Here is a 23,078-nt window from a genome sequence, read left to right as displayed (position 1 = left end):
TCGCAGAAATTGACAACGCTGTCGACACCGTTTTGCATGAACGGTTTGTTTTCTGCCGAAATCCGTAATGATGCAACAAGAAAAGGGGGAAGATCGGGTAATTTCGTAAACGGCCTTGGCAGAACGATGCCAAGCATGTTCAGTGATGACTAACAAGAAGCGCCGGGGACAGGTGGAAACCACCGCTACCGGGGCGTCCCTGGGAGGACAAGCCGTTGGAGAGTAAGGCTGGCACGTTGAGCCTGGGCCGGAAATTCGGCTATGGGCTGGGGGATTTCGGTCTGAACCTGCATTGGCAGGGGATGGGCCTGTTCCTGACCTTTTTCCAGACAGAGATTATGGGATTGTCGCCCGTCTGGGCGGGCGTCACCTTCTTTGTGGCGGCCCTATGGGACGGGATCACCGACCCGATCATGGGGTTGATCGCCGACCGAACACGCGGGCGATGGGGCAGCCACCGGCCTTATCTTCTGTTCGGGGCCGTACCGCTGGCGGCCAGTCTGGCCCTGGCCTTTACGGCGCCGGGCTTCACCGGACCGGCGGCGGTGATGTACGGGCTGGCCACACATATGCTGTTGCGCACCACCTACACCGTCGTGGCCATCCCCTATTCCAGCCTGTCTGCCCGCATGACCAGCAACGCCGATGAGCGCACATCCCTGACCGGATGGCGCATGCAATTCGCCTTTCTGGGTGGGGCGGCGGTATCCTGGATGATGCCGGTCCTGGCCAAGCAATTTGCAGGTTTGGACGGTGCCCAGGGCTATGCCGTGGCAGCATCCATTATCGGGGCGGTGTCGGCGGTGGCCTTTGTCCTGTGTTTTCTGATCGTCCGGGAACAGCCGGTGGCGGCGTCGCGCATGGCGCGGAATGAGGGCTTTTGGGACGATCTGAAGGGCTTCCTGTCGCTGGTCCGACGCGGTGGGCCGACGGTACAGCTTTACCTCTGTATCCTGATTTCCCAGATCATGGTGCCGTTGCAGGCCCGTAACTATCTGTATTTCTTCAAATATGGCATTGGCGATATGAGCCAGGCCGATCAGGCCATGGCCCTGTTCGGGGCCATCAATGTGCTGTGCGTACCGCTTTGGGTCTGGTTGATCCGGCGGACGGAGAAGCTGACAGGCTTCATGGTGGGGGGCACATTGTTCGCCATCGGCTCTCTCGGATTCGCGCTGATGCCGGAATGGAGCTATTGGGGGGCGTTCATCCCGCTGGCCGTCGCCTGCGCGGGTCACACTGCCTATGCCGTGTGCATCTGGGCCATGCTGCCCGATACCGTAGATTGGAGCGAATGGCGGTTCCGGCGGCGGGACGAGGGCAAGATTTTCGGGCTGGCCGCCTTTCTGCAAAAGGCCGCCCTGGGCCTGTCCGGCCTGCTGATGGCCGCAGTTTTCCACGGGTTTGATGTGACCAAGGGGCAGGGGGAGGCGTCCGAAACGGGCCTGCGCGTGGTGATGGGGATCATCCCCCTGGCCGGCATCTTGGCCGCCATGTTCATCATGCGCAATTACCGCCTGGACCTGCGCCGCCATGCCGGCATCGTCGAGCGGTTGGGGCGGCGGTGAGAATTGCCAGCGTTGTCAGGGTATCCGGCCAACAGGTGGACATGTATGACAAATTCATGGTCAGAGACGCCTTCTGCTTCCTAATTTTTGGTAGAAGCTGTATAAGTAAATTCTCATAAAATTGAAGTATCCGTAGCTGCGCTATTCATGAGAAAAGCGAGGTGGCAGGAGTTCGCAATCGGCCGTAGATGATAGCGCTCACATTTTCGATTGATCCAGGTGCAAAGGAACGCTTTACTGTCCCTGTCCAAGAACCCGGCGAACGGGATAAGGGAGGAAACATGTGCGGGAAGCGTTGGGTCCTGCCGGTGGTGGCATTTGCCCTGCTGGCGGGTGGTGGGATTGGTGCGCCCACGCGGGCGATGGCGGATGCGGCGGCCCTGGCGGCCTTGCAGGCGCAACTGCCCGGCAAGTTGATGAATGACCCCACGGTGCTGGACTGGACCGTCTATGGCCAGGGGCAAAAGAACAAGCGGGTGAAGACGCCGGCCATTGGCGGTGGTGCCGCGATGCAAGTGACGTCGCCATCCGCGTCGGAGGCGGCCCATAATATCGGTATCAATGTGCCCCTGACGGCAGGTTTTACGCCGGGGCAGGCCATCACGGTGGCTTTCTGGGCCCGCACCGTCTCCGCCGACACGCCGGATGGCAATGGCAAGCTGGGCCTGCGGCTGCAGCTGAATGAAGCGCCTTATAGCGGGTTCGGGGACACGATGCTGGCCATCGGGCCGGAATGGAAAATGTATGAGGTGAAGGCCCAGGCCAGCATCAGCGTTGATCCCGGCAAGGCCGTCCTGGGCTTTCAGGTCGCCGCCGCCAAACAGGTGGTGGAGATCGGGCAGATCTTCGTTCTGGATATGGGCATGAAGGCGGTGGCGGCGGCCCCCGCCGGCGGCGGGGCCACATCCATTAAAATGCCGGTGCCGCAAGGTCTGCCGGGCAAGTTGCTGAATGATGCGGCCAGCATCGACTGGCCCGTCTATGGCGCCAACCAGAGCAATGCCAAGGTGGAGACACCGGATGCTGGCGGCGGCTATGCGTTGCGGATCAGTAGCCCGGCGGCGGACGAGAAGCCGTACAATATCGGTGTGTCGGTGCCGCTGGTGGCGGCCATCGCACCCGACCGCGATATCACTGTGGCCTTCTGGGCTCGCACCATTTCGGCGGAGACACCAGACGGGAAAGGGCGCATCGGCCTGCGGATGCAGGAGAATGCCGCCCCTTATGCCGGGTTTGGCGATAATATGCTGTCGGTTGGACCCGATTGGAAACTGCATCAGGTGAAGATGCGGTCCAGCATGGCGCTTGATGCCGGCAAAGGCGTCCTGGGCTTTCAGATCGCCGGGGCCAAACAGGTGGTGGAAATCGGGCAGGTCTATGTTCTGGACATGACCAAGTAAGGGGAAGGGCGGGCGGCATGGTCCCGCCCGCTCGCATACGTATTTCGGCACGCTTCGCAGCGCACAACATACGTATTCAGCCGGTAAAACCGGCGTTGATACCCGATCTATTCTCCTCAAGCGCCACGGCCACGAAGCCGGGGCCATAATCGGTTGGATTGGGGAGAGACATGACCAGGACCTTGCGCAGCACCGCCCTCACCGTCACTGGCACCCTTGCCGCCCTGTTGATGTGTGGGACGGCCCTGGCCGCGACCGCACCGGGTGCACCGGGGGCCAAGCCCACCTTTTCCTATGCCGGCAAGGACGGGATCGGCACCTCCTATGAGGCCTATGTGAAGGGCCGCTATCAGGATGGGGGCGTGACGGGGCCGGTGTCCAAGGTCTGGTTCTCGCTTGCCCATGGCGTCATCACCGAGACCATGCAGGGCATGATCCATGAGGCGCAGCTTCGTGAGCTGCAATTTGCCGTGAAGGGCGACGGGTTCGTCCATACCGAATATGACGACATGGAAACCCATGTCGATTATCTGCACAAGGATGCCGCCGGGCGGCCCCTGTCGCTGGCCTACAAGATCGTCAACCGCGACCGTCAGGGCCGGTATGAGATCGAAAAGCATGTCTTCACCGATCCCGACCGCGACACGCTGTTCGTGCGGACCATCTTCCGCGCGCTGAAGACAGGGATCACGCCCGTCCTGCTGGCCGATCCGCAGATGGCGGGCACGGGCAGCAATGACAAGGCCGACACGGTCGGCGGCACGCTGAACGCCGTGGAGGGCACGCATGCGCTGGTCATCAAGGCGGATAAGCCGTTTGTGAAGGCCAGCGTCGGCTTTGTCGGCGCGTCGGACGGGTTGAGCCAGCTGCGCAAAGACGGTGCGCTGACGGCTTACGATACGACGGGGGCCAAGGCGGGCAATGTGGCGTTGGCGGGGGAACTGCCGACGCTGTCTGCCGGGCAGGAGGCGACCTATGATGTGGCCGTGGCGTTCGGGGCCGACCGCGCCGCCGCCAATGCCATGGCCGATGCCAGCCTGAAGGTTGGCTATGCCGCAACGCTGGCCAAGTTCAACGGGCAGGGCGATGCCGTGGGGTGGGAGGATTACATCCAGGGCCTGGCGCCGCTGAAGGATCTGGCGGCCATGGCGACCGATGGCGGCAGCCTGGCCTTTGTGTCGGCCCTGGTGCTGAAGGCGCAGGAGGATAAGACCTATGCCGGCGCCCTGATCGCATCCCTGTCGGCGCCGTGGGGCGAGACGGTATCGACCGAAAAGCTGGCCACCGGGTACAAGGCCGTCTGGCCGCGCGACTTCTATCAATGCGCCATGGCGCTGCTGGCGCTGGGCGACACGCAAACGCCGCTGGCCGCCTTCAACTATCTGAAGACGGTGCAGGTGTCGGCCCAGACCAAGGGCAACAAGGGCGCCAATGGCTGGTTCCTGCAAAAGACCCATGTCGATGGCACCATCGAATGGGTCGGCGTGCAGTTGGACCAGACGGCGATGCCCATCATGCTGGGCTGGAAGCTGTGGCAGGCGGGTGTTGTGGATGAGGCAACGCTGAAAGCCATGTACCCGACCATGTTGAAGCCGGCGGCGGATTTCCTGGTCAAGGGCGGCAAGATCGGGCTGGATTGGAACAAGGAAACCATCACCCCGCCCAACAGCCAGCAGGAACGCTGGGAAGAACAGCCGGGCCATTCGCCCTCCACTACGGCTGCCATCGTGGCGGGGCTGATCAGTGCGGCGGAAATCGCCGACAAGCTGGGCCAGGCAGAAGACGCCAAGACCTATCGCGCCACGGCGGATGCCATCAACGGCGCCATCGAGGCGCGGATGTTCACGACCCAGGGCACCTACGGCAATGGCCGTTACTTCCTGCGCGTCAATCAGAACGACAATCCCAATGACAAGGGCCCCGTGAACGCCGCCAATGGGCAACAGGGCCTGACGGAGAATGTCTATCTGGATGGCGGGTTCCTGGAGCTGGTGCGCTATGGCGTGCGGGCGCCCAATGCCGAGAGCATTGTCGATAGCCTGGGCGAGTTGGACGACATGTCCATCCCCGACCATTTCCGCGTGAAATATGAGTTCAAGTTTGCCGGCGACCCGGCGACATATCCCGGCTGGCGCCGTTATGGCAATGACGGCTATGGCGAGGATATCCGCAATGGCGGCAATTACGGTACCGGCGAGCTGACGGGCGGCATGGGCGTGGGGCAGCGCGGGCGTGTCTGGCCCATCTTCACCGGGGAGCGCGGGCATTATGAGCTGGCCCGTGCCAGTGCCAAGCCCGGCGGCGTGACGGCAGCGGAGCTGGACAGCATCCGCATGACCTATGTCCGCGGCATGGAGAAGTTCGCCAATGAAGGCATGATGATCCCCGAGCAGGTGTGGGACGGGGTCGGCGTGTCGCCCAAGGGCTATAAGCTGGGCGAAGGGACGAACAGCGCCACGCCGCTGGCCTGGAGCCACGCCGAATATGTGAAGCTGCTGCGGTCGGTGCGCGACCGGCAGGTTTGGGACCTGTATGCGCCGGTCGTGGCGCGGTACGGGAAGTGAAGGTGGTTGGGGCGGCCGGATACCCCGGTCGCCCCCGATGTTCAGTCCCCGTCGCCAAGCCGGTCGGCGAAGCGGCGGTGGCGCAAAGCCGCCTCCATCCGCCAGAGCGCGTCGAACAGGCCGGGCCCTGCCTCATCCATCAAGGCCTGTGACGCGGCAGCCATCTGCACCAGGGCGCCGCGCAGACGCCCAACCTCCGCCCGGCCCGACGGTGTCAGGTCCACAAGGGTGCGACGGCGATCCTTGGGGTCGGTTTCCTTGGCGATGAAGCCCAGTGCCGTAAGATCGCGGCACCAGTCAATCACCAGCGGGTGTGATTGACGCAGCAGACCCGCAATCTCCGTCACGGCCAGGGGGCCATGTTCATCCAGGGCCAGCAGGGTTGATGTTGTGCGCGGCGGGGCCGTCACGCCCATGCGCGGATACCATTGCCCCCCGCCCCGCACCAGTTCATCGGCCAGCCGCAGCAGAAGATGCGCCAGATAGGCAGGGCCCTGGGCCCGGATGAAATCAAGGTCATGTGCATCGTTTGACATAATATGTAAATCTTTACATATTATGGGGCGGTTGAACAGAGAATTTGAGGCGACCATGAGGGTATTGATGCTGTGTCTGGCGACCCTGCTGATGGCGGTGACGCCGGCGGGCGCCGCAGATCACTGCGCCGTGGGCGTCTATCGGTTCGAGGATGGGGGCTTCATCGATGTGGCACCGGGGGCAGGCGACGGTTTGCGCTGGCGTCTGCCGGATGGCCGCACCGGCGCATTGACCGAACAGGCCGGCGCCGGATGGACCAGCACAATGGGCTGGACCGGTCGACCGGATGGCACAGAAATCACGCTAGATTGTGCGCAGGGCAATCTTCGCTTCAACGGCCGGATGGCCGCGCGCATCGCCCTGCGGGTGGTCGAGACGCAGTTTGCCGTCGATGGCGCCATGCTGGCGGGCCGGTTGCTGTTGCCGGAAGGCGGGGACAAGGTGCCGCTGGTGGTTCTGGTGCATGGGGCAGAGCGAACGGCGGCGCGCCAATCCTATGCCCTGCAACGGATGTTCCCCGCCGCCGGCATTGCCGCCTTTGTGTATGACAAGCGGGGCACGGGGGCGTCGACGGGCCACTACACCCATGATTTCGCCACGCTGGCCGCGGATGCCGTGGCGGCCATGGCGGAGGCGCGGCGTCTGGCCGGCAAACGGGTGACGCGTGCCGGCTATCAGGCGGGCAGCCAGGGCGGATGGGTCGCGCCGCTGGCGGCCCGGATGGAGCCGGTGGATTTCGTCATCGTGAGTTTCGGGCTGGCCGTGTCGCCCGCCGCGGCGGAGCATGAACTGCTGGCCACGGATATGGCCCGCGCCGGCTTTGGCGCTGCGGAGACGAAAAAGGCCCTGGAACTGTCGCAGGCGATCGAGACGCTGATCGACAGCAATTTCCAGTCGGGGTACGAGCGTATCGCCGAACTGCGCAGCCGTTACAGCCCGGAACCCTGGTTCAGCAAAGCGCGTGGCAGTGTCGTGGCACCGGTTCTGGCCATGGATGAGGCGCAGTTGCGCCAGGTCGGGCCGGGGATCGCGCCGGGGATTTCGCTTTACTATGATCCGATGCCGGTGTTGCGGAACCTGACCGTGCCACAGCTCTGGGTGCTGGCCGGCGATGATGCCGTGGCGCCGCCCGGTGAGACGATGCGGCGGCTGGCGTACCTGACAGCGGCGGGGCGGCACGTGACATCGGCCCTATATCCCGGCGCCGATCATGGCCTTTACCTTTACGAGACGTATGCAAGCGGTGAGCGGGTGTCCACGCGGGCGCCCGACGGTTATTTCACGATGATGCGCGACTTCATCCAGGAGGGGCGGATCAAGGGCAATTATGGCGCGACGCTGGCGGGGCCTAACCCTTGACGGCAATCGTTGCAGATGAAATGGTCCGGCAGGTTTGACCCAAAGGTGCCCGGTCCCATGAAGCCCAATGCCGTCGATCTGTCCCAGGAAGGGGTGCATCAGGCACCCGACCTGTCCTATGGCGCCTATCTGGGCCTGGAACCGCTGCTGTCCTGCCAGCATGCGCGGTCGGGGGAGCATGATGAGCTGCTGTTCATCATCATCCACCAATCGTCGGAATTATGGATGAAGCTGTGCCTGCATGAGCTGGCGGCGGCCCGGCAGCAGATCAAACAGGATGATCTGGGCCCAGCCTTCAAGATGATCGCGCGGGTGGCGCGTATCCAACAGCAGCTGATCCAGGGCTGGGACGTGCTGTCCACCATGACGCCGGCGGATTACAGCCGCATCCGCCCGCATCTGGGGCAAAGCTCAGGATTTCAGAGCTATCAGTACAGGCTGCTGGAATTCATGCTGGGCAACAAGAATGCCGGGATGATTACCGTGCATCAGGGGATGCCGGAGGTGCATGCGCGCCTGATGACCGCGCTGAATGAACGCTCGCTTTATGATGAATGCCTGGCGCTGCTGGCGCGGCGGGGGTTTGACATACCGGAGAACGCCCTGAATCGAGACTGGTCACAGCCTTATCAGGCGGATAAGCGGGTGGAGGCAGCGTGGTCGGTTGTCTACCGCGATCCGCATGCACATTGGGAGCTTTATGAGCTGGCGGAGAAGCTGGTCGATCTGGAGTACCGGTTCCAGCAATGGCGGTTCAGCCATATGAAGACCGTGGAGCGCATCATCGGGTACAAGATGGGCACCGGCGGCACCGGCGGTGTGTCCTACCTTGTGAAGGCGCTGAGCCTGTCCTTCTTCCCCGAACTGTTGAGCGTGAGGACGGCGATTTGAGCGGGCGCATCTGGGATATCAGCCAGAAGGTGCGGCCCGGCATCCCTGTCTGGCCGGGCGATACGCCCTATCAGGAGGAGCGGACCTGGGCCATCGGGCCGGGATGCCCCGTGAATGTCAGCCGCCTGACCCTGTCCACCCATACCGGCACCCATGCCGACGCACCGCTCCATTATGATGCCCAAGGTGCGGGGATCGGGGCGCTGGATCTGGAGGTCTATCTGGGACCGGCGCAGGTGGTGACTGTGCCGGCGGGTGCCGGACTGGTCACGGTTGAGCATGTGTTGCCCGTGTTGCGGGCGGGGATCACGCGGGTATTGCTGCACACGTTTGACCGGTTTCCGGATGGATGGGTCAGTGACTTTACCGCCATTGATGCCGGCCTGATCACAGCGCTGGCCGCGCGTGGCGTGCGGTTGGTCGGGACGGATGCACCGTCGGTCGATCCGGAAACCAGCAAGACCCTGGACGCGCACCATGCCGTGCGCCGGCATGACATGCGCATCCTGGAAGGGCTGGTCCTGGATGGGGTGCCGGACGGGGTTTATGAGCTGATCGCCCTGCCGATCCGGCTGGAGGGCGCGGATGCGGCACCGGTCAGGGCGGTGCTGCGGGAGATGGCGTAGGCTCAGGTTCGCCGCATCAGGGCCAGATAGACCAGCGCCGATATCCCCAGCCCCACGAACCAGGCGTAGTTATAGAGTTCGGTGAAGACGCCCGGCACGCCCGCGAAGCTGCCGGGGAAGGCGGCATGCAGGAAGCCCGGCAGGTTGGGCAGCACGGCCAGGGTAAAGGCGATGAGGGCGGCTGGGTTCCAGCCGGATCGGAAGCGGTATTCGCCTTGCGCATCGAACAGGGCCGGCACGTTCAGCACCTGTTTGCGGATCAGCCAGTAATCGGCCAGCATGATGCCCAGGATCGGCCCCAATAAAGCGCCATAGCCGATCAGCCAGGTGAAGATATAGCCGTCCGTCGTCTCAATCAGTTTCCAGGGCATCATGGCGATGCCGATGCCGGCGGTGATGTAACCGCCCGTCGCGAAACTGACATGGCGGGGGAAGATGGCGGAGAAATCATAGGCCGGGCCGACAGTGTTGGCGGCGAGGTTCACGCACAAGGTATCGATGGTGATGATGATCAGGCCGATGGCGACCGCAATGCCTTCCAGCCGTCCGGCCAGATCGACCGGGTCCCAAATCGCTTCGCCATAAATGATGATGGTGGCCGAGGTGACGGCGACGGAGACGAAGGCCAGCAAGGCCATAGGGATGGGCAGGCCCAAGGACTGGCCCAGCATCTGATCCTTCTGGCTTTTCGCGAACCGCGTGAAGTCGGGGATGTTGATGGCCAGCGTGGACCAGAAGCCGACCATGGCCGTCAGGCCCGGCCAGAAAACGGCCCAGAATTGCCCCTGCTTTGCACCACCGGTCACGAATTGTGAGGGAGCGGAGAGCAGATGGCCAAAACCATCGGCCTTGTCCCAGGCCCACCAGAGCAGGGCCAGCATGATGACGATCTTCAACGGGGCCGTGACCGTTTCGATCCAGCGGATACTGTCCGGCCCGCGTTTGATGAACCAGAGATGCAGGGCCCAGAAGAACAGGAAACAGGCCAACTGTCCGGCATCGATGCCGAGTGCCGCGATCTTGTCCCCCGCCAGGGCACCGCCCATCATGATGTTGGCGATGGCATAGATGGCGCTGCCGCCCACCCAGCATTGGATGCCGAACCAGCCGCAGGCGATGAGCGCGCGCAGGGCGGCGGGCAGTTTATTGCCGCGCGTGCCGAAGCTGGATCGCACGATGACGGCAAACGGCAGGCCATATTTTGCCCCCGAATGGCCGATCAGGACCATGGGGACCAGCACGATCAGATTGCCGGCCAGCACCGTCAACACCGCCTGTCCCGCCGACATGCCCTGCTGGATCAGGCCCGAGGCCAGCAGGTAGGCGGGGATGCACATGACCATGCCGATCCACAGCGAGGCATAATGCACCCAGTTCCAGGTCCGCCGTTCCGCCGGCACCGGGGCGAGATCGGGGTTCCAGAGGCCGGATTGGGTGTTGACCGGATCGGACATGGGCGGGGCCTGTGGGTTGGTGGAAGCGGGAGGGGGCGTCCTCTATTCCACGCCCGCCAGTGCGTCGCGGATCGTTTCCACGATCTGGTCGATCTGCGCCTTCTCCACGATCAGCGGAGGGGAGAGCGCGATGATGTCGCCCGTGGTACGGATCAGGACGCCTTTCTCAAAACATTTCAGGAAGGTGGTGAAGGCGCGTTTGGTGGGCTGTCCCGGCAGCGGGTCCAGTTCGATGGCGCCGATCAGGCCCAGATTGCGGATATCCACGACGTGGCGGGCGTCCTTCAGCGAATGGACGGCATCGGCCCAGTAATCGTTGAGGTCGGCGGCGCGGGTCAGCAGGCCTTCATCCTTATAGACCTTCAAGGTTGCCAGACCGGCGGCAGCGGCCAGCGGGTGGCCGGAATAGGTGTAGCCGTGGAACAGCTCGATCATGTGTTCCGCCCCCGTCATGAAGGCGTCATAGATCTTCTTCTGAAAGAAGACGGCACCCATGGGCACGGTGGCGTTGGTCAGGCCCTTGGCGGCGGTAATGACGTCTGGCGTGACGCCGAAATAATCGGTGGCGAACGGCGTGCCCAGGCGGCCAAAGCCGGTAATCACCTCATCAAAGATCAGCAGCAGGCCATGCTTGTCACAGAGGACGCGCAGCCGCTCCAAGTAACCCTTGGGCGGGACCAGCACGCCGGTGGAGCAAGCCACCGGTTCGACAATGACGGCGGCGATGGTGCTGGCATCATGAAGCGCGACGATGCGTTCCAGCTCATCCGCCAGATGGGCACCCCATTCGGGCTGGCCGCGCGAGAAGGCCTGTTGGGACCGGCCATGGGTGTGGGGCAGGTGATCGACGCCGGGCAACATGGTGCCAAACGCCTTGCGGTTCGTGACAATGCCGCCGACGGAGATGCCGCCGAAACCCACGCCGTGATAGCCGCGTTCGCGCCCGATGAAGCGGGTACGCTGCCCCTCCCCACGCGCGCGGTGATAGGCCAGCGCCACCTTGAGCGCGGTATCCACCGATTCTGACCCGGAATTGGTGAAAAACACATGGTCCAGTCCGGCGGGCAGCAGGGCCGTGAGCTGTGACGCGAAGTCGAACGCACCGGGATGGCCCATCTGAAAGGCGGGCGCATAGTCCATTTCGGCGGCCTGTGCCTGAATGGCCTTCACAATCTCTGGCCGGCAATGGCCCGCATTCACGCACCAGAGGCCGGCGGTACCATCCAGAATGGGGCGGCCATCATCGGTGCGGTAATACATGCCGCTGGCCGAAACCAGCATGCGCGGCGTCTGCTTGAACTGCCGGTTCGCGGTGAACGGCATCCAGAAAGCATCGAGATTGTTGGTGGACGGGTGCGTGGTTCCGGTCACGACACGGTCGCTCCATCTTGTTAACGATGGGCATAGGATGACATAGAAGTAATTTGCCGTGTGCAGGAAGTTGGCCGATGACAACCGGAAAGGACCGGGGTAGCAGGTCCAAAAGGGGTGATCACGGATCATGGCGGATGTGACGGGTGAGGTCGGGCGTATTCCCTGGCGCGGCTGGGTCAAGGGCGGCCTGACGGGGCTGGTGATCCTGGCCGTGGGCGCGTTGGCCTGGACGGCCCTGTCGCATCTGGCGGCGGAGATTTCGTATCAGGAGGTGGTGGACGCCCTGCGCGCCACGCCGGGCTGGGCGCTGGCGGTGGCGGTGGCGGCCACCGGCGTCAGTTTCCTGGCGCTGACCTTCTATGACTGGACGGCACTACGCTATGTCGGGCGCAAGGTGCCGTATCCGGTGATCGGCCTCACCTCTTTCTGTGCCTATGCGGTGGGGAACACAGTGGGGTTCGGGCCGCTGACGGCGGGCGCCATCCGGTATCGGTTCTATACCCCGCACGGGCTGGAACCGGAGGAGGTGGCGCGGATTGTCGGGTTCGTCACGGCCACCTTCGGGTTGGGCGTGGCTGGCGTCACGGCCCTGGGCCTGTTTGTTGCCGGCGATGTCACCGGTATGGGGATGCCCGGCTGGATCGGGCACGGGGTGGGGGCGGTCGGCCTCTGCCTGCTGGCGGCACTGGTCGTGGCGTCGGGGCGGCATCAGGCCGTGAAGATCGGCCGCTGGTCGGTGGAGCCGCCGGCCCCGCGCCTGCTGATCATCCAGTTCCTGGCCACCATCGTGGATATTGCGGCGGCGGGCACGGTGCTGTGGGTGCTGCTGCCGGCCAGTGCCGATATCGACCTGCCATCCTTCATCGCCATCTATGCGGTCGCCATCGGGTTGGGCGTGTTGAGCCATGTGCCCGCCGGCCTGGGCGTGTTTGAGACGGTGATTATGGCGGCGGTGGGGGGCCGCGCCGATACCGAACAGGTGCTGGGCGCGCTGCTGCTGTACCGGGTGGTCTATCACGTTGTGCCGCTGCTGCTGGCGGGTGTGGCCGTGGCCCTGCTGGAGACGCGGCGGGTGGCGGTCATGCTGGCCGATACGCGCGTGGTGCGGGCGGGCCGGCGGCTGGCCCCGCCGGTGCTGGGGGCGCTGACACTGCTGCTGGCCAGCATGCTAGTCTTTTCCGGCGTCACGCCCGCCGATGATGCGCGGTTGGACCTGTTGTCAGGCCTGCTGCCCCTGCCGCTGATGGAAGGGGCGCATTTCCTGTCATCGGTGCTTGGCCTGATGCTGTTCGTGGTGGCGCGGGGGGTCACATATCGGCTGGACGGGGCGTGGTGGGCGGCGGTGTCCATCGTCCTGGCGGCCATGGTGCTGGCGCTGGCCAAGGCGCTGGCCGTGACGGAGATGGTGCTGCTGGCGGTGCTGCTGTGCCTGCTGCTGCTGTCGCGGCGGGAGTTTACGCGCAAGGCCTCGCTGCTGCATTCGGCCCTGACGCGGCCCTGGCTGGTGGCGGTGGGCCTGCTGCTGATTGCGGCACTGTCGGTGCTGTTCTTCGTCTATAAGGGTGTCGATTACACCCATGATCTGTGGTGGCAGTTCGAGTTTTCGGGCGAGGCGCCGCGCGGGTTGCGGGCCCTGCTGGGCGTGGCCTTGCTGGCGGGGCTGGGGGCCGGGTGGGTGCTGCTGCGGCCCGCCGTGATGGCCGACCTGCCGGACCCGGACAAGGACATGCTGGCCAAGGCGCTGGCCGTGGTGGATGCGCAGCGGCGACCGGGGGCGCAATTGGCGCTGCTGGGCGACAAGAAGCTGCTATTTTCCGAAAACGGTCAGGCCTTCATCATGTATGCCCGCCAGGGGCGGTCCTGGATCGCGCTGTTCGATCCGGTGGGGCCTTCGGTGGAATGGGCAACCCTGATCTGGCGGTTTGTGGAGATGGCGCGCGCGTCGGGCGGGCGGGCCGTGTTCTATCAGGTGGCCCCGGAAAACCTGGCGCTTTATGCCGATATGGGGCTGGTGGCCTTCAAGCTGGGTGAGGAGGCGCAGGTGGACCTGAGCAGCTTCGACCTGAAAGGATCGAAGCGGGCCAATCTGCGCAATTCCGCCAACCGCTGCGAAAAGGCGGGCGTGCAGTTCGAGATGGTGCCGGCGGCGGGGGTACCGGCCCTGATGGATGAATTGCGCGCCGTGTCGGATGACTGGATGGCCGCGCATAATGTGCGGGAGAAGCGGTTCTCCCTGGGGGCCTTCATCCCCGATTATATCGCGCTGCGCCCCGTCGCCGTGCTGCGCCGCGACGGGCAAGTGGTGGCCTTTGCCAGCCTGATGCTGACGGGGCAAGGGGAGGAGGCCAGCATCGACCTGATGCGGTTTTCCAGCAAGGCGCCGCCCGCCGTCATGGAATATCTGCTGATGCGCCTGATCCTGATGTTCAAGGAACAGGGGTATAAGCGCTTCAATCTGGGCATGGCGCCGCTATCGGGCCTGTCGGCCAGTGCCGTGGGCCTGTGGCAGCAGGTGGGCCGGGCCGTCTATGAACGCGGGGACAGGTTCTATAATTTCAGCGGGTTGCGCACCTTCAAGTCCAAGTTCGGGCCGGAATGGGAAGCCCGCTATATGGCGGTGCCGGGCGGGTTGAACCCGATGCTGGCCCTGGCCGATATTACCGTCCTGATTGCCGGCGGATTGCGGGGAGTGGTGGGGAAATGACGATGCGCGGCGTGATCATGGGCCTGCTGGTTGCGGGGCTGGCGGCGCTGACTGTTCCCGCCTGGTGGGTGCATCGTTACGATATCGCGCCTTCCTGGGTGCATCTGCCGGTCGATGGGCTGCTGGGGCCGGTGCGGGTGATGCAGGCCATGGGGCGGCAGGATGGCCCGGTGGTCATGCTGCTGTCCGGCCCGGAAGGGTGGGACGCGCGCAGCGGGCACCTGGCCCGCCGTCTGGTGCATGCGGGCGTCGTGGTCATTGGCCTGGACCTGAAGGAAGTGACGGCACGGGTGGCGGCGGCGGATGGGGAATGTGTGGACCCCAGCTGGGCCCTGCAGGATGTGGCCCATGCCGCACAGCGGGGGCTGGGGCTGAAACGCTATCAACTGCCGGTGCTGGCCGGGATTGGGGCTGGGGCGGATATGGCGGTGGCCATGGCCGGGACGGGCACGCCCGCCATCCTGGGCGGGGCGGTGGCCGTGGACGAGGCCAAGGGGCCGCTGCCCAAGCCGTTCTGCGCCAACCCGCAAGGGGCACAGGTGCCGGTGGTGCGGCCCAGCGGCGGGGGGCGGCCGGGCGAAAGGCTGATTGCCGAAATGGCGCGGCGCGTGGAGGCGCAGGGGGCGGATGAATTGTCCGACCTGCCGCTGACCGAACTGCCGGCGGAGGCGAAACATGGGGTGCTGGCCATCGTCTATTCCGGGGATGGCGGCTGGCGCGATCTGGACAAGGATATCGCGGAATATCTGCAAAGCCAGGGCGTGCCCACGGTTGGCCTGGACATGCTGCGCTATTACTGGGCCTGGCGGTCGCCGGAGGATAGTGCGGTCGACCTTTCCCGCCTGATCACGCATTACCGCAAGGCATGGGGCGTGGAGAAGGTGGTGCTGGTCGGATATTCGTTCGGCGCCGATGTCATGCCGGCCCTTTATAACCTGCTGCCGGCGGAGCAGCGGGACAGCGTGGTGCAAGTCTCCCTGCTGGCCCTGTCGGCCAGGGCTAATTTCGAGGTGACGGTGGGCGAGTTCCTGACCGCCAACAGCGAAAGCACCCAGCCGACCAAACCCGACCTGGACCGGATCGCGCCCAGCAAACTGCAATGTTTTGAGGGGCGTGAAGACGCTGACGGGGTCTGCGACACGCTGGTGGGGACCGGTGTGGAAGTGGTGGCGACCGAGGGCGGGCACCATTTCGACGGCAATTATGAAGCGCTGGCGGCGCGGATATTGGCAGGAGTGGAAACACGGATGGGGCGGTGAGGGGGCAGCTCCCAGTCTCGTCTGGGGAGGCAACTGGGTGCAATGTTCTTAGTTGTTGAATCCCACTGATCTACAATGGCATTATATGCGCTTGAATAGGCCTTTATACTTAGAATGGAGACCGAAGTATGGCGCCACCAAAAAAGACAGGACCCAGCAGATCAGCAATGGCGTTTGACGAAAATGGTTACGAATTGGTAGATTTTTCACCGATTGCATTAAAGAATTCGGACATGATTATTGTAAAGCATATGGAGTGTGGGTACATTAGAGAAAATAAAATCAGCCATCAGAAAGCTCAGGCAAAAAGTTGGAAGATATGCCCGCATTGTCATGACGAGGCTAAAGAAAGAAAATATATATGGTCAGTTTCTGAAATTTTGGCCAGATTATCTGAGTTGAAATTAAAATTCAAGGAATGCATGGGGGATGGAATCGGATTTGTAATTAATAAAAATAAAATCAATAAAAATAAAATTAAAGAAAACACAGCTAAATTCCTGGATGAAATTACTGTTGTCTGTCTTAACTATAGGAGTGGGAAGGAGTGTGGCCATGAGAGATCAATAACTATCAAAAATTTACTTCGCAAGAGTGGGGGGAATGGGTGTCCAGTATGCGTAGGTAATAAGTTGCCTCCTGAAGAACTTATGGCTCGCGCTGCCGTTCGCGGGCTTACAATTCTGAATATAAATGCGTACAATAATATTAACTCTGAGCTACATTTTAAATGCGCAAATGATCACGAATTCAAGAAATCGTGGAGTGTCCAAAGGGGGCGAGGTTGCGGGGAGTGTCAGCGCCCGGCGGGAGAGATGTTACTGCTAGCTACATGTAAGGTTCTTTGGCCTGATGGCAAATGGGTGGCGGAGTATACTATCCAGGGGGCTGATCCAGCAAGGCCGGAGGCTACTAATCGTTATGACGTTGCCTCTGAAGTGTATAAAATAGTCATTGAGAACCACTCAAGCGTGCATGATGCTGATAAAGACAGCCATTTTTTTAAGAATAGATCTGTCGAGGAAACTGCACGCCAAGACAATTTGAAGATTAAAGCTATTGAACGCGGGGGGGTTCTTGAAGGGTGGCGGTACGCAGTGGTTCGTTGGTCGGATGAAGACATTCGACAAGTACTATCGCGAAGTGAGAATAATGTAGAGGCTTTGCTGCTGGATTTAAGGGATGCATTGAGTAAACAGAAGTTGGGGACGGCTGAATATCCCCTTGAAATGCCGAGCCGTGATTTGCCGACAGCTACGGAGTTTATTGAGGCTCACTCAGTTCTTAGGGCGCATACTAGTATCGCCAAGGAACGCGGTCTGACCTTTCTTGGCGACCAAATATGGACCGGCTTTAATAGCCCTTACAATTATCGGTGCGACAAGTGCGGATACCCCAATAATATGTGGGCACAACGTCTCGAGGCATGCCTGCTGCCATGCATGTCCTGTGGTGACTGGCAAATTTGGGAAGGTTTTGTATATGCTTGCGAACGAGCCGGGTATCGTATTGTAAATGCCGAAAAATCAGTGAATGTTGAGGATTTTGTCGAATTAAAATGTCTGCGGCATAATAAAGTAGAAAACCGTACGCGCGCAGACATTTCCAGAAAAATTCGTTCTGGGCAAACGCAAAAACTTTGCAAGGCCTGCAATGATGAACAGCCAAAGATAATTAGGCGTCGTCCTGGCGATGGTACTACTTGGACCAATTTCAAAGAGGTCATGCAAGATAAGGGATGGACTGTTCCCCCTCAGGAATGGAGGGGTACGAGTCAAAAAGACAGCAAGATTGAATTGTATGAAATAATTTGTAAAAACGGACACAATAAGAAGGTTGGAATTCATCAGGCGCTACAGAAGGCGAATTCCGGTAGCTATAAATGTAAAGAATGTGATAAGATAAATAGGCAAGATAATTTTGAGAAATTGGCCGCTAAATTTGGACTACGTTTGTCGCCGAACGCTAATTACTTAGGTGCCAACGTGAATATCGATTTGGTCTGCGATAAGTTGAATTGTCCTAAGGATGGGTGCTATGCAATATCACCCAGCAAATTGAAGAAGGGCCCAACTTGTAACAAGTGCAAAGAGCATGCGGCACGCGCTTTGGCGCAACAGCCTAGCAGTCGGATACGGTAGTATTGATCAGGTTGCCATTGCGACGCGTTTGCGCCAGCGGTCATAGTGCCGCTATTCACGCCATTTCCATTGCCTGGTCCCGTGCGACCGGCTGCCCTGCCTCAAACCGCACGCGGTTGCGGCCCAGACCCTTGGCAACATAAAGCGCGGCGTCGGCGCGGGAGAACAGGTCGGGCAGGCCACGGTCGCCGGGGGCCAGGGTGGTGGCACCGATGCTGGCCGTGAAATGGGGCAGGCCTTCGCTGCGGTCGGCATCCAGCATGGCGCGCAGTTTCTCGGCCACCAGCAAGGCTCCCGCCTCGCCGGCGCCCGGCAACAGGATGACGAATTCCTCCCCCCCTGTCCGGCCCACCATATCGCCCTGGCGCAGGGCCGTTTGGGCCAGTTCGGCGAAGCGGACCAGGACGGCATCGCCGGTGGCGTGACCATGCTGGTCATTGATGGCCTTGAAATGGTCGAGATCGACCAGCAGGCAGGACAGTTCCGTCCCGTCACGCCGGGCCTGGATCACGGCGGCTTCGCCGCTATCGACCAGGAAGCGGCGGTTGGGCAGGCCTGTCAGGCTGTCGCGGCTGGCCAGATCGAACAGGCGGCTGGCGTAAAGCCGGATGCGTGTCACCATCGGGCGGAAGATGAAAACCGCCTCTGCCAGCAGGGTGGTCAGCAGGATGGCCAGCACCACCTTCTGTGCCTGACGCAGCCAATGGGTACGGCCATTGGCTTCATTCTCGAAGATGGTCACGGCCCGGTCCAATGCCGGTAGCAGCGTGTCGCGGGCGGCCAGATGGAACTGCCGGAACGATGCTTCGTCGCCGGTTTCTACAAATCGCTCTGCATCATCAAGGAAGGCGCGGACACGCGCGTCCAGCGGGCTTGGGCCGGCGAAATAATGGGCGCTGGCATCGGGGGATAGCGGGTTGGAGATGCCCAGATCATCGCCATGTACCAGCGCATCCTGTGACCGGCGCATCAGGGCGATGGCGTCGCGCAGCGGCTGCCGTGCCGTTTCGTCCCCCTGGTGCAGGTCATTGCCCAGCAGGGATATGCGCTGTGACAGCATGCGCTGCCGGCCTGCGATATTGATGATGGTGGCCGCGTCACGCTGTTCGGAAATGACATTGTCCAGCAGCAGATGCACGCCACCCGACAGGATGGCGATCAGGGTCAGAGCGATCACGTAGGCCGCTGTCAGCCGGCCCACCACATTGCGATCACCTGCCACCCTATCCTCCAGTAACAACGGAACCTGTCCCCTCAGCTAACCTCAGGAACGTGGCTTTCGAAACTGTGCAATGGCATAGGGTGGCGGAAAAGCCCCCTTAGGGCTGTTGCTGGATGCAGGCTTCGTGAACGCACCGGTCAAAGAATATATCCTATGGCGGATGTAAAAGGCCTGTGGTAGTGAGGGGCGTATTGTTGCCGCAAATGACCAACCAGAACAAAATCAGGCAGTGATCCATGTCCATCAGGAATTTTGCCGGGTGCAGTGTCTGCGCCATTGCACTGCTGTCCGCCCCGTCGGTGACGGCGCAGCAGAGTGACGACAATGTCGTGCGCAATGCCACCGATGCCTTCGGCCTGCGCGTCGGTACTGAATCCATCGGCCTTTATGATGCCGGCAATGTGCGCGGGTTCAGCCCGGACAGTGCCGGCAATGTGCGTTTGCAGGGCCTGTTCATCTCACAGCAGGGATCGCTGTCCGACCGGGTGGTGGATGCGACCAGCATCCGGGTGGGTTTGAATACCGTCGGCCTGCTGTTCCCGGCCCCGTCGGGCATTGCCGACCTGTCGCTGCGCGACCCGGAAGGGACGGGGGCGGAGATGCGGGTGGGCATTGATCCCCGGACGTCGCCCTTCATGGAACTGGATACGGCCTATGTGGCCACGGACGGGAGGTTCAAGCTGTCAGCCGGGGTAGCGGCGCGGCCCGACAGCAACGGCGCCTTTGGCGGGGATCAGCGGTCCTGGTCCGCCGGGTTCGTGCCGCGCTGGCAGGTGACGGAGGATGTGACGGTCACGGCATTTGCCGACTGGGACCAGATGCATGACAGCGAGGTGGTGCCCAACTACCTGCCCGACGGCCCCTATCTGCCGCCGCGCGTGGACCGGGATGTGGATCACACCCTGCCCTGGGGTGACTGGGCCTATGAGAGCGAGAACCAGGGGGTCATCGTCGATGCAGGCCTGATGGACGGGCTGACGGCGCGGGCGGGGCTGTTCCGGTCGGTGCATCGCCTGCCCTATGACGCCTTTGCCCTGCTGTCGGTCGATCAGGACCGGCAGGGGCGGATGCTGCATGTATTGCTGCCGGCCACGCGCTATGCGGCATGGTCGGGGGAGGCGTCGGTCGCCTATGAATGGGTGGACGGCCGGACACAGCAGACCATCAGTCTGGCGGGACGCGGCCTGTCCAAGCGCAGCCGCAAGGGCGGGGATGTCGAGGTGGATTACGGCCCCTGGGCCATGGATCGCCGGCCCGATGTGGCGAAACCCGTGGTGCTTTTCGACCAGCCGCAGGACCGCAACGAGGTAAAGCAGCATACGCTGGGCCTGGCCTATAACCTGTCCTGGGATAGGCGGCTGGACCTGGGGGCCGGGGTGCAGAAGGCCGACTATACCAAGATCGCGCGGCCCGGCACGGGCGGGCAGGCCCGGGGCGGGTCTAAGCCCTGGCTCTATAATGGTGTCGCCGCCTGGCGGTTTGAGAATGGCGTCATCGCCTATGCCAGCTATTCCAAGGGGTTGGAGGAAAGCGGATCGGCGCCCATTACCGCGGTGAACCGCAATGCCGTGCTGCCGGCCGTGAAGACCACACAGCGCGAGGCGGGGATACGTACCGCTGTCGGGCCGCTGACGCTGACCAGTTCGGTGTTTGATGTGCGCCGGCCCTATGACGGGGTGGATGCCGCTGGCCGTTACGGCTTCCTGGGTGAGGTGCGGCACCGGGGGGTGGAGGCATCGCTGTCGGGGGAGCCGGTGGAAGGGCTTTCGGTGGTGCTGGGCGCTGTCCTGCTGGACCCCGAGGTGGGGGGGGATGAGGTGGAACAGGGCCTGATCGGGCGGCGGCCTGTGGGGCAAAGCCGGCTGCAATGGCAGGCCAGCGTCGATTATGCGCCGGGTATCGTGGAGGGGCTGTCGGTTGACATGACTGTGGATCACAGCGCCAAAACGACCGCGCGCGGCGACAATCTGGCCGATGCCCCCGCCTACACCCTGGTCGATGCGGGCCTGCGCCAGGAATTCGGCCTGTGGGGGCAGGAGGCGAGCCTGCGCGCCCAGGTGCAGAACCTGCTCGATGCGCAGGGATTCTTTGTTGAGGGCGATGGGGAATATGAGCCGATGGTGGGGCGGACCTGGCGCCTGTCGCTGACAGTGAGGATGTGAGGGCGGTGGCGGATCGATAACAAAATATGCGCATTCTGTGCTATGGTTCGGCCTGTAATGCCAGGAGGACAGCATGAATGTGTCGATCGGTCGCCGGTGGGAGGCGTTTGTGGATGATGTCGTGAAGAATGGCCGCTATGGCTCCGCCAGCGAGGTCATCCGCGAAGGGCTGCGTCTGGTGGAGGAGCGCGAGGCCAAGTTGCAGGCCCTGCGCGACACGCTGAACGCGTCGATTACGGAGGGGGGCTTTGGCACGTCTGAGGATTTGACACGGGAATTGTCGCAGGTATCGAAGGAGCTTGAGAAAGAGGGCTATTGATCGTGCGGGTCCTGCTTTACAGCGCTGCCGCCCGACGGGATGTAGCCGATATTCTGAGATACATTACACGGCAGAGCTTGAGCACTGCGGTGTCGCAGAAGTTTGTGGCGGCACTGGATGATCATTGCCGCAAGCTGGCCCGCCTGCCCGGTACCCTGGGCAGGCCCCGTCCGGAACTGCGCGCGGGCATGCGGTCATCGCCGTTTCGGGGCTATGTTGTGTTTTTCCAGTATGTTGATGACCGGCTGGAGGTGATCAATATCCTTGAGGCGCACCGGGATGTTGAAACCTATTTCGAAGAGCCATGACGCCTATCCGCGTAGAAACCCCAGCACCGTTGCGTTAAACCCGTCTGGGTCCACCACATTGACCGCATGGCCGCCGAACGCACTCAGGTGCAACTGCGCGTTGGGCAGGCCGTCGGCCAGACGCAGGGAGCGGCTGTAGGGCACCAGAAGGTCATCCTTCGTGGCCATCACCAGGGTAGGGTGGGGGATCGACCCCAATCGGGCATCGATATCAAAGCCGCGAAGGGCGGCGATGCGGCGGCGGATATTGTCGGCACCCTGGAAATGCGCGATGGCGTGGGCCTCCTCAGCTTCCAGCCGGTCGGCATTCTCGGCCATCCAGATGGCGGGGTAGAGGAACAAAGGTTGTGCCTTTACGAACATCGGTACGCCGGATTTTTCCAGCAGTTCCAGGCGCACATCAAAGCAGCGGCCGGAATGGGGATCGGCCTTGCTCCAGGCATTGATCAGCACCAGTTTTTCGAGCCGGTCGGGCGCGCGCAGGGCGAGGTCCAGACCGATCAGGCCGCCCAGGGCGTGGCCCATGAGGCTGAAACGCTGCACACCCAGCCGGTCGGCGATGTCCAGAACGTCATCGGCCATGGCGGTGATGCCGCCATTTTCGGGAACCATGCCGCCGGTGCGCCCCGTGCCGCGATGGTCATAGGTGATGACGCGGAAATGAGGGGTGAGGGCGGGGAGTTGGGCGGCCCAATAGGCACCGGAGCCGCCCAGGCCCGAGGATAGGATCAGGACCGGGGCGTCGGCATCGCCCCGGCCATGGGTTTCCACATGCATCACTTCTTCCCGATATGGGCGACGGTCGCGATCTCCACCAGCGCGTCAGGCTTTACCAGACCACACTGGATGCAGTAGCGGGCCGGCTTGTCGCCCGGAAAATATTCGGCATAGACCTTGTTGACGGCCTGATAATTGGCCCAGTCGGTGATGAAGATGTGGTTCATGGTCACATCCTCCATGGTGCCGCCCGCCGTTTCGATCACCGATTTGATCGTCTCCAGCACATGGCGCGTCTGGGCCCCGGCATCGCCGACATGAACCACGTCATTGTTCTTGTCAAACGGCAGGGTGCCAGAGACATAGACGACGCCATCGGCCAGGGTGCCCGGCGAATAGGGGGCGATGGGCTTTTGCGTGCCTTCGGGCACGATGATCTGCTTGGGCATATTTGCTGCTCCTGTTCTGTTGGC

18 protein-coding genes are annotated in these 23,078 nt (G+C 62.3%); 12 read left to right on the top strand and 6 right to left on the bottom strand.

Going from position 1 to position 23,078, the window contains the following annotated elements; translation table 11 throughout:
- The first annotated feature begins 215 nt into the window (after positions 1–215).
- The 3 genes from C0V82_RS24930 to C0V82_RS24920 all read left to right on the top strand — a co-directional run bounded on the left by C0V82_RS24930 (position 216) and on the right by C0V82_RS24920 (position 5,532).
- Positions 216–1,568 (top strand): MFS transporter, encoded by a 1,353-nt coding sequence (locus C0V82_RS24930; RefSeq protein WP_102115093.1) that lies wholly within the window; start codon positions 216–218, stop codon positions 1,566–1,568.
- A gap of 281 nt (positions 1,569–1,849) precedes the next feature.
- Entirely contained in the window at positions 1,850–2,968 is a 1,119-nt protein-coding gene (locus C0V82_RS24925; protein WP_102115092.1) for a hypothetical protein, read from the top strand.
- Between the two features lie 170 nt (positions 2,969–3,138).
- Positions 3,139–5,532 carry a glucan 1,4-alpha-glucosidase gene (locus tag C0V82_RS24920; protein WP_102115091.1) on the top strand — a complete coding sequence of 798 codons (2,394 nt, stop codon included), beginning with the start codon at positions 3,139–3,141 and terminating at the stop codon, positions 5,530–5,532.
- Between the two features lie 41 nt (positions 5,533–5,573).
- Here C0V82_RS24920 and C0V82_RS24915 read toward each other — a convergent pair whose 3' ends face one another.
- Complete coding sequence (locus tag C0V82_RS24915) at positions 5,574–6,068, bottom strand: MarR family winged helix-turn-helix transcriptional regulator (protein WP_158660195.1); 495 nt, start codon at positions 6,066–6,068, stop codon at positions 5,574–5,576.
- A 55-nt stretch (positions 6,069–6,123) separates the two neighbouring features.
- Between C0V82_RS24915 and C0V82_RS24910 the strand changes: the two genes are divergently transcribed.
- Genes C0V82_RS24910 through kynB form a run of 3 tightly spaced genes read left to right on the top strand, consistent with a single transcriptional unit; the run spans position 6,124 to position 8,945 of the window.
- On the top strand, positions 6,124–7,428 hold the full coding sequence (locus C0V82_RS24910) for an alpha/beta hydrolase family protein (RefSeq protein ID WP_158660194.1): 1,305 nt from the start codon (positions 6,124–6,126) through the stop codon (positions 7,426–7,428).
- 57 nt (positions 7,429–7,485) lie between these two features.
- On the top strand, positions 7,486–8,319 hold the full coding sequence (gene kynA, locus C0V82_RS27660; protein WP_102115204.1) for a tryptophan 2,3-dioxygenase: 834 nt from the start codon (positions 7,486–7,488) through the stop codon (positions 8,317–8,319).
- The gene (kynB, locus tag C0V82_RS24900; protein WP_102115089.1) at positions 8,316–8,945 is read left to right on the top strand and encodes an arylformamidase; all 630 of its coding nucleotides are present in this window, start codon (positions 8,316–8,318) and stop codon (positions 8,943–8,945) included. The genes kynA and kynB overlap by 4 nt, the downstream gene beginning before the upstream one ends.
- A 2-nt stretch (positions 8,946–8,947) precedes the next feature.
- Here the strand turns inward: kynB and C0V82_RS24895 are convergent, their stop codons facing one another.
- Positions 8,948–10,399: an NCS1 family nucleobase:cation symporter-1 gene (locus C0V82_RS24895; protein ID WP_102115088.1), complete on the bottom strand. Its 1,452-nt coding sequence runs from the start codon at positions 10,397–10,399 to the stop codon at positions 8,948–8,950.
- 42 nt (positions 10,400–10,441) lie between these two features.
- Positions 10,442–11,770, bottom strand: a complete 1,329-nt coding sequence (aptA, locus tag C0V82_RS24890) for an omega-aminotransferase AptA (RefSeq protein WP_246814646.1) — start codon at positions 11,768–11,770, stop codon at positions 10,442–10,444.
- 130 nt (positions 11,771–11,900) lie between these two features.
- On the opposite strand from aptA, the gene mprF reads away from it, so the two are divergent.
- From mprF to C0V82_RS27160, 3 genes are all read left to right on the top strand, one after another.
- Complete coding sequence (gene mprF, locus C0V82_RS24885) at positions 11,901–14,477, top strand: bifunctional lysylphosphatidylglycerol flippase/synthetase MprF (protein WP_102115087.1); 2,577 nt, start codon at positions 11,901–11,903, stop codon at positions 14,475–14,477.
- A gap of 2 nt (positions 14,478–14,479) precedes the next feature.
- Positions 14,480–15,736 (top strand): virulence factor family protein, encoded by a 1,257-nt coding sequence (locus C0V82_RS24880; protein WP_158660193.1) that lies wholly within the window; start codon positions 14,480–14,482, stop codon positions 15,734–15,736.
- Positions 15,737–15,864: 128 nt separating this feature from the next.
- Positions 15,865–17,877, top strand: coding sequence for a hypothetical protein (locus tag C0V82_RS27160; RefSeq protein ID WP_158660192.1), 2,013 nt, complete (start codon positions 15,865–15,867; stop codon positions 17,875–17,877).
- 55 nt (positions 17,878–17,932) lie between these two features.
- On the opposite strand, the gene C0V82_RS24875 is transcribed toward C0V82_RS27160, so the two are convergent.
- Complete coding sequence (locus tag C0V82_RS24875; RefSeq protein ID WP_158660191.1) at positions 17,933–19,099, bottom strand: GGDEF domain-containing protein; 1,167 nt, start codon at positions 19,097–19,099, stop codon at positions 17,933–17,935.
- Positions 19,100–19,335: 236 nt separating this feature from the next.
- Here C0V82_RS24875 and C0V82_RS24870 point away from each other — a divergent pair, with 236 nt between their 5' ends.
- From C0V82_RS24870 to C0V82_RS24860, 3 genes are all read left to right on the top strand, one after another.
- Positions 19,336–21,261: a TonB-dependent receptor domain-containing protein gene (locus tag C0V82_RS24870; RefSeq protein ID WP_102115084.1), complete on the top strand. Its 1,926-nt coding sequence runs from the start codon at positions 19,336–19,338 to the stop codon at positions 21,259–21,261.
- A gap of 73 nt (positions 21,262–21,334) precedes the next feature.
- Positions 21,335–21,580 carry a type II toxin-antitoxin system ParD family antitoxin gene (locus tag C0V82_RS24865; RefSeq protein ID WP_102115083.1) on the top strand — a complete coding sequence of 82 codons (246 nt, stop codon included), beginning with the start codon at positions 21,335–21,337 and terminating at the stop codon, positions 21,578–21,580.
- Positions 21,581–21,582: 2 nt separating this feature from the next.
- A complete protein-coding gene (locus tag C0V82_RS24860) occupies positions 21,583–21,888 on the top strand; it encodes a type II toxin-antitoxin system RelE/ParE family toxin (protein ID WP_102115202.1) in 306 nt (101 codons plus the stop codon).
- Between the two features lie 3 nt (positions 21,889–21,891).
- Here the strand turns inward: C0V82_RS24860 and rutD are convergent, their stop codons facing one another.
- Both rutD and rutC read right to left on the bottom strand, forming a co-directional pair.
- Positions 21,892–22,665, bottom strand: coding sequence for a pyrimidine utilization protein D (gene rutD, locus C0V82_RS24855; RefSeq protein ID WP_102115082.1), 774 nt, complete (start codon positions 22,663–22,665; stop codon positions 21,892–21,894).
- Positions 22,665–23,054, bottom strand: a complete 390-nt coding sequence (rutC, locus tag C0V82_RS24850) for a pyrimidine utilization protein C (protein WP_102115081.1) — start codon at positions 23,052–23,054, stop codon at positions 22,665–22,667. Before rutC ends, rutD begins: the two co-directional genes overlap by 1 nt.
- Positions 23,055–23,078 lie beyond the last annotated feature (24 nt).

The sequence above is a fragment of the Niveispirillum cyanobacteriorum genome (assembly GCF_002868735.1).
Classification (GTDB): domain Bacteria; phylum Pseudomonadota; class Alphaproteobacteria; order Azospirillales; family Azospirillaceae; genus Niveispirillum; species Niveispirillum cyanobacteriorum.
This window is presented reverse-complemented; position numbering and strand designations above follow the sequence as displayed.